Source organism: Streptomyces sp. NPDC000941 (genome assembly GCF_053599555.1).
Window position 1 is genome coordinate 20316 of sequence record NZ_JBSFMM010000149.1, and the last position, 7361, is coordinate 27676.

The following is a 7361-nucleotide window of genomic DNA, read 5'->3' on the forward strand; positions in this document are numbered from 1 at the left end:
CAGTCGTTCGTCCCTGGCTTCGAGCGTGTCGTCGTTCAGGAGAGGCCGAGGTCGTTTCTGATGAAATCCAGCACCTCGGCGGCGGTGGCGGACGCCAGCCTGCCCTCGCCCTCGCCGTCACCGCCCGCCGCCGGACCGTCGGACTCGTTCCACTTCAGGAGAAGGGCCTGCAACCGGGCCGTCACCCTCGCCCGGATCGCGTCGTCCCCGTCCACCCGGGACAGCGCCGCTTCCAGCCTGTCGAGCTCGGCCAGCATCGGGGCCACCCGCGCCGCTTCGCCGCCGCCAAGCACCTGCTCCCCGACGTGACGGGCGAGTTCATCGGGCGTGGGGTGGTCGAAGACGAGGGTGGTGGACAGCCGGAGACCGGTGGCGGCGTTGAGCCGGTTGCGGAGCTCCACCGCGGTCAGGGAGTCGAAGCCCAGGCCGCGGAAGTGCGCGCCGGGATGGACGGTGTCCGGATCGTCGCGGCCCAGCACGAGGGCGGCGTGCGAGCGGACCAGTGAGAGCAGGATCTCGTGCCGCTCGGCCGGGCCGTGACCGTCGAGGCGGGTGTGCAGGGGGGACGGCCCGGTGGTGGCGGACACGGGGCGTGTTCGCCGTGTCCTGGATCCGACCAGTCCCCGGTACAAGGGAGGCACGGTCGACGAACCGGGGTGCGGATCCGGGGTGTCGAGGCGGGCGGGGACGAGGACGGGGCGGTGGTGGCCGAGGGCGGCGTCGAAGAGGTCGAGCGCCTGCCCGGTCGTGAAGGGACTGATGCCGAGCCGGGCCAGCCGGGCGCGGTCGGCCTGGTCCAGGTGCCCGGTCATGCCGCTGGTCTGCTCCCACAGCCCCCATGCCAGCGACACCGCCGGAAGGCCCGAGTCGCGCCGGTGGTGGGCGAGCGCGTCCAAGAAGGCGTTGGCCGCGGCGTAGTTGCCCTGCCCGGGCGAGCCGAGCAGACCGGCGACCGAGGAGAAGAGGACGAACGCGGCCACGTCGGCGTGGCGGGTGAGGGTGTGCAGATGCCAGGCGGCGTCGGCCTTGGCGGCCAGGGCGGCGTCCAGGTGGCGGGGGGTGAGGGACCCGAGGGTGGCATCGTCGACGACACCCGCCGCGTGGATGACGGCGGTCAGCGGTCGCTCGGCCGGGATCGCCCCCAGGAGCCGGGCGACCGCCGCCCGGTCGCCGAGATCGCAGGCGGCGATGGTGACCCGCGCGCCCAGCTCGGTCAGCTCCCGCCGCAGCTCCTCGGCGCCCGGGGCGCCGAGGCCGCGCCGGCTCGTCAGCAGCAGATGGCGGGCGCGCCCGGTGCCCGCCAGATGGCGGGCGAGGGCCGCACCCAGGGTGCCCGTACCGCCGGTGATCAGCACGGTGCCCTCGGCATTCCAGCCGGCCGGGACGGTGAGCACGTTCTTTCCGATGTGGCGGCCCTGCTGGAGATGGCGGAAGGCGTGCTCCGCCTGCCGGATGTCCCAGCAGGTCAGCGGCAGCGGCGCCAGAACGCCGCGCTCGAACAGGTCCAGTACGGTGCGCAGGATCTGCCCGACCCGCTCCGGCCCGGCGTCCAGCAGGTCGAACGCACGGTAGAGCACGCCCGGATGGTCCAGCGCCACCTGCCGCGGGTCACGGATATCGCTCTTGCCCATCTCCAGGAACCGGCCGCGGTCACGCGCCACCAGGCGCAGCGAGGCGTCGACGAACTCATGGGCCAGGCAGTCCAGGACGACATCGATCCCGCGCCCGCCGTGGGTCGCCGCGAAGCGCTGCTCGAACTCCAGCGTGCGCGACGAGGCCAGATGGGCGTCGTCGACGCCTTGGGCGCGCAGGATGTGCCACTTGCCGGGTCCGGCGGTGGCGTACACCTCGGCGCCCAGATGGCGCGCCAGTTGTACGGCGGCCATGCCCACCCCGCCGGCCGCGGCATGGATCAGCACCGATTCCCCCGGCTGCAACTGCGCCAGATCGACCAGGCCGTGGTAGGCGGTGGCGAACACGATGGGGACCGACGCGGCCTGGGCGAACGACCAGCCGTCGGGGATCCGCGCCAGGGTCGCCCGCTCGGCCGCGGCCACCGGGCCGAACGCCTCGGGGAAGATGCCCATCACCCGGTCCCCGGGCGCGAGGTCGTGGACCTCCGCCCCGACCTCGAGGACGATCCCCGCCCCCTCACTGCCCAGCGCCGTCCGCCCGGGCACCACACCCAGCGCGATCAGCACATCGCGGAAGTTCAGCCCCGCGGCCCGCACCGCGACCCGTACCTCGCCCGGGCCGAGCGGCACCGCCGCGGCCGGGGACGCGGTCGCCGTCAACCCGTCCAGGCTGCCCGTGCCGGGGCACTCCAACCGCCAGCCTTCCGGCTCCTGCGGCAGGGCTGGACCGCTGTCGTCGGCGGCGTCACCCGGGCGCACCAGGCGCGGGGCCAGCGCCCGGCCGCCGCGGACCGCCAGCTGCGGCTCGCCGAGGCCGAGCGAGCCGAGGCCCAGCGCGCCGAGCAGCGCCGCGCGGGACTCTTGGGCGCCGTCCATGTCCACCACGGTGAAGCTGTCCGGATGCTCCGACTGGCCGGAGCGCACCAGCCCCCAGACCGCCGCCCCCGCCAGATCCCGTACCGGCTCGCCCGGCCGGGCGGCGATCGCGCCGGAGGTGAGCAGCACCAGGTGTGCGTCGGCGAGCCCATCCTCGCCGAGCCATCGCTGAAGCAGCTCCAGCACCTGCCCGGTCCTCGTGCGCACCGTCTGTGCCTGTTGGCTTGCGCTGTCGGGCCCCGGGGCTTCGTGGCAGGCCGTGATGACGAGGTCCGGGACGGGGGCGCCCGCCGCCACGGAGCGCATCAGCTCCTCCAGGTCCGCGTACCGTTCCACGCCGTCGAGCACGGATGCCAGGCCGAGGGCGTCCGCTCCGATCAGCGCACACCGGGGCAGGGCCGGGGGTGGTGTCGGCAGCGGCACATCCGTCCAGTCCAGGCCGTACAACGAGGTGCGCACCGCCGCCTCGGCCCCGCACAAGGCGCCCCGCGGCACCGGGCGCAGCGTCAGCGACTCCACCGACGCGACCGGCCGGCCCGCCGCGTCGGACACGGCGACGGCCACGGTGTCAGGACCGAGCCTTCGCAGCCGTACCCGCAGGGCCGACGGGCCCGCCGTACGCAGCGAGACCCCCTGCCAGGCGAACGGCAGGCCCCGGTCCGGGCCGCCCAGGCCACCCGCCGGCCGTGTGCCGTCGGGCTCCACCAGCCACATGGTCTGCAGGGCCGCGTCGAGCAGCGCGGGGTGCAGCCCGAAGCGGGTTGCGTCACCGGCCAGTTGGTCGGGGAGCCGGACCTCCGCCAGCGTCTCGTCGCCGTGCCGCCATGCCGCGGTCAGCCCCTGGAAGGCCTCCCCGTACTCGAACTCGGCCTCGGCGAACCGGTCGTAGAGCCCGGTGACGTCCAAGGGCTCGGCGCCGGCCGGCGGCCAGGCCGTGGCCCATGACCCGAACGGCGCGTCGCCCGCCGGGGCGTGGCCATTGTGTCCCGCGTCATCATCGAGACCGACGCCGTGGGCCGCCGCCAGGGTGCCCATGGCGTGCCGTGTCCACGTGTCACCGTCTGCCGGCCGGGCGTGGATACTCAGCTCACGGCGGCCGGACTCATCGGCGGCCCCCATCGCCACCTGCAGCACCACCTCGCCGTCGGCGGGCAGCGGCAGCGGCGCGTGCAGGGTCAGCTCCTCCACACGGTCGCAGTCCACGTACGCCCCGGCCCGCAGCGCCAGCTCCACGAACGCGGTGCCCGGCAGCAGAGTGGTGCCGGCGATGACGTGGTCGGCCAGCCAGGGGTGTGTACGCGGCGAGATCCTGCCGGTCAGCAGACAGCCGTTGCCCTCCGCGAGCCCCACGGCGGCGCCGATCAGCGGGTGCTCCGCCGCGTCGAGCCCCGCGGCCGTCACATCGCCGACCGCCGCCGGGGCGGGCAGCCAGTAGCGCCGGTGCCGGAAGGCATAGGTGGGCACATCGATCTGGTGGGGCGTCGGCCGCGGCCGTGCGGTGTAGTGGCGCGTCCAGTCGATGGGGCGGCTGTGGGCGTGGACCGCGGCGAGCGCGCCGAGGACGCTGTGCGTCTCGCCCCGCTCCGGATGGAGCAGGGAGACGGCCACGGGATCGTCTGCGGCGGGGTTGTGGTGGACGAGGGCGGTGAGGGTGGCGTCGGGGCCGAGTTCCAGGAACGTGGTCACGCCGCGGGCATACAGCCGCTCCACGGCCCGCGCGTAGTGGACGGTACGCCGGGCCTGGAGAGGCCAGAACGCGGCCGTGGCCGGGTCGGGTGTGTCGTCGCCGTCCGCCGACGCGGTGACAAGGGGAGTGTGGGATTGGTGGTAGGTGAGGGTTTCGGCGGTGCGCCCGATCTCGCCGAGGAGGGGCTCCATATGGGTGGAGTGGAAGGCGCCGCTGACCTGGAGAGGGGTGACCTTCCTGCCCTGCGTGCGGAAGCCGTCGGCGACCTGGTGCACGGCGTCGTGGTCGCCGGTGATGACCAGGGACGCGGGGGCGTTGATCGCGGCGATGTCGACCCGGTCCGCCAACTCGGCGAGGCGGGGCCGCAGCTCCGCTTCGGTGGCCTCGACGGCGACCATGGCTCCGGCCGCCGGGAGGTCCCGCATGGCGCGGGCCCGGGCCGCCACCAGCGCCGCGACGTCGGGCAGACTGAGGATGCCCGCCAGATGGGCGGCGGTCAGCTCGCCCAGGGAGTGGCCGGCCAGATAGTCGGGGGTGAGCCCGAACTCCTGGGTGACCATGCGGTGCAGCGCGGTCTGGAGCGCGAAGAGGGCCGGTTGGGCGTAGGCGGTCAGGTGCAGCAGCGCCGACGTATCGCTCTTCTCGTCGGCGAACATCACGTCCATCAGGGGGTGTTCCAGATGAGGGTCCAGATGGGCGCACACCTCCTCCAGCGCCTCGGCGAACGCCGCGGACGAGCGGTAGAGCCCGCGGCCCATACCGGGGCGCTGAGTGCCCTGCCCGGAGCACACGAAGGCGACCTTGCCCTGCCGCCCCACCGCCACGCCCTGGACGACCCCGCCGTCGGGCGCGCCTGACGCCAGGGCGTCCAGGGCGCGCCGGAAGTCGTCGTGGCCGGTGCCGAGGAGCACGGCCCGGTGCTCGAAGGCGGCCCGGCCGCGCGCGAGGGAGTACCCCACGTCGGCGGGTTCGACAGCCGGATGCTCGGCCATATACGCCCGCAACTTCCCGGCCTGGGCCCGCAGGGCCTCCTCCGACCTGGCGGAAATGGGCCAGGGGAGCAGGGAGGGCTCGGGGGCTGTCGGTGCCGGGTCCGGCTCCGGCTGCGGCGCCTGCTCCAGGATCACATGGGCATTGGTGCCGCTCACGCCGAAGGACGACACCCCCGCCCGCCGGGGGCGCCCGGTGTCCGGCCACGGCTGGTCCTCGGTCAGCAGCCGCACCGCGCCCGCCGACCAGTCCACATGCGGCGACGGCTCGGACACATGCAGCGTGCGCGGCAGCATCCCGTGCCGCAGGGCCAGCACCGTCTTGATGACCCCGGCGATACCGGCGGCCGACTGGGCGTGCCCGATGTTGGACTTGACCGTACCGAGCCACAGCGCCCGGTCCGCCGGCCGCCCCTGTCCGTAGGTGGCGAGCAGGGCCTGGGCCTCGATCGGGTCGCCGAGCGTCGTCCCCGTGCCATGCGCCTCGACCGCGTCCACCTCGGCCGCGGCGACCCCGGCGGCAGCCAGGGCGGCCCGGATGACCCGCTGCTGCGAGGGGCCGTTGGGGGCGGTCAGCCCATTGCTGGCACCGTCCTGGTTGACGGCGCTGCCGCGGACGAGGGCCAGCACACGATGGCCGTTGCGCCGCGCGTCCGACAGCCGCTCCACCACCACCATGCCCACGCCCTCGCCCCAGCCGGTGCCGTCGGCCGTCGCGGAGAACGCCTTGCACCTGCCGTCCGCCGCCAGGCCCCGCTGACGGGAGAACTCCACGAAGTTGAACGGGGTCATCATGACCGTGACGCCGCCCGCCAGGGCCAGCGAGCATTCACCGGCCCGGAGCGACTGGCAGGCCAGATGGAGCGCCACGAGGGAGGACGAGCAGGCGGTGTCGATGCTGACCGCCGGGCCTTCCAGACCGAGCGCGTACGAGACGCGGCCCGAGGCGACGCTGTTGTTGCTGCCCGTCAGCGCGTAGCCCTCGCACAGCTCCGCCAGCTCCGATGGCGTCTGCCGCAGCCGCGCGCTGAAGTCCTGCGCGTTGCTGCCGGTGAAGACGCCCGTCGGACTGCCCTGGAGGTCGTGGGGGTTGATCCCGGCGCGTTCGAGGGCTTCCCAGGACGTCTCCAGGAGCAGCCGCTGCTGGGGGTCCGTCGCGGTGGCCTCCCGTGGGCTGATCCCGAAGAACTCCGGGTCGAAGTCGCCCGCGTCGTGGAGGAAGGCGCCCTGTCGGCTGTACGAGGTGCCCGGCCGGTCCGGATCGGGGTCGAAGAGCCTCGCCAGGTCCCAGCCCCGGTCGGTCGGGAAGTCCCCGACGGCGTCCCGGTGCGCGGTGATGAACTCCCACAGGTCCTCGGGGGAGCCGATCCCGCCGGGATAGCGACAGGCCCAGCCGACGATGGCGATGGGCTCGGCGGGATCCGGTGCGCCATGTGCCGTAGCGGACGAACTGCCGTTCGCGGCCGCCGCTTCGGCCGTTGCCCCGGTGACGTCCGGGCCCGTCGGCGCGCACCGCGCCAGCAGGTCCGCCGCGAGCTTGTCCGGCGTCGGACGGTCGAAGGCGACGGTGGTCGGCAGGCGGAGCCCGGTGGCCGCCGCGAGGCGGTTACGGAGCTCGATGGCCGTCAGCGAGGTGAAACCCAGGTCGCGGAAGGCCCGGTCCGTGGGGATCGCCTGGGGCGCGACGTGGCCGAGGACGGCGGCCGTGTGCGAGCTGATGAGGTCGAGGAGCGTCTGGTGCCGCTCGGCCGGGCTCTGGCCCGCCAGGTGGGCACGGAGGCTCACGGTGGCGTCGGCCGTCTCGTCCGCGCCGTCGGTGGCGGCCGGGGCCGGGCGGTGGGTCCCCGGGATGTCGCGGGTGTGCGGCGCCGGCTTGAGCTTCTTCCAGTCGACGTCGGCGACGACGAGCTGGGCGTGGGGCGAGACGATGGCGCGCTCCAGGGCGGCCAGCGCCAGGCGTGGCGGCATGGGAGGAAAGCCGCGGTTGCGCAGGTACGTCTGCGCGGACTGTGTGTTCGCGAGCCCGTCGCCGTCCCAGTTGCCCCAGGCGATGGAGGTGGCGGCAAGACCCCGGGCCCGGCGGTGCCGCGCGAGGGCGTCGAGGTAGGCGTTGGGGAAGTAGACGGTGACCGCTGGGCCGCCTCCGCTCTGTCCAACCTCGCCGGCACCCACCTG

At 74.4% G+C, this 7361-nt stretch carries 1 protein-coding gene; it reads right to left on the reverse strand.

Annotated elements, in window-relative coordinates; genetic code table 11:
• Positions 1-35: 35 nt before the first annotated feature.
• Positions 36-7361, reverse strand: a 7326-nt coding sequence (locus ACWDSL_RS36035) for an SDR family NAD(P)-dependent oxidoreductase (RefSeq protein WP_450492158.1), incomplete at its 5' end; no start/stop codon positions are given.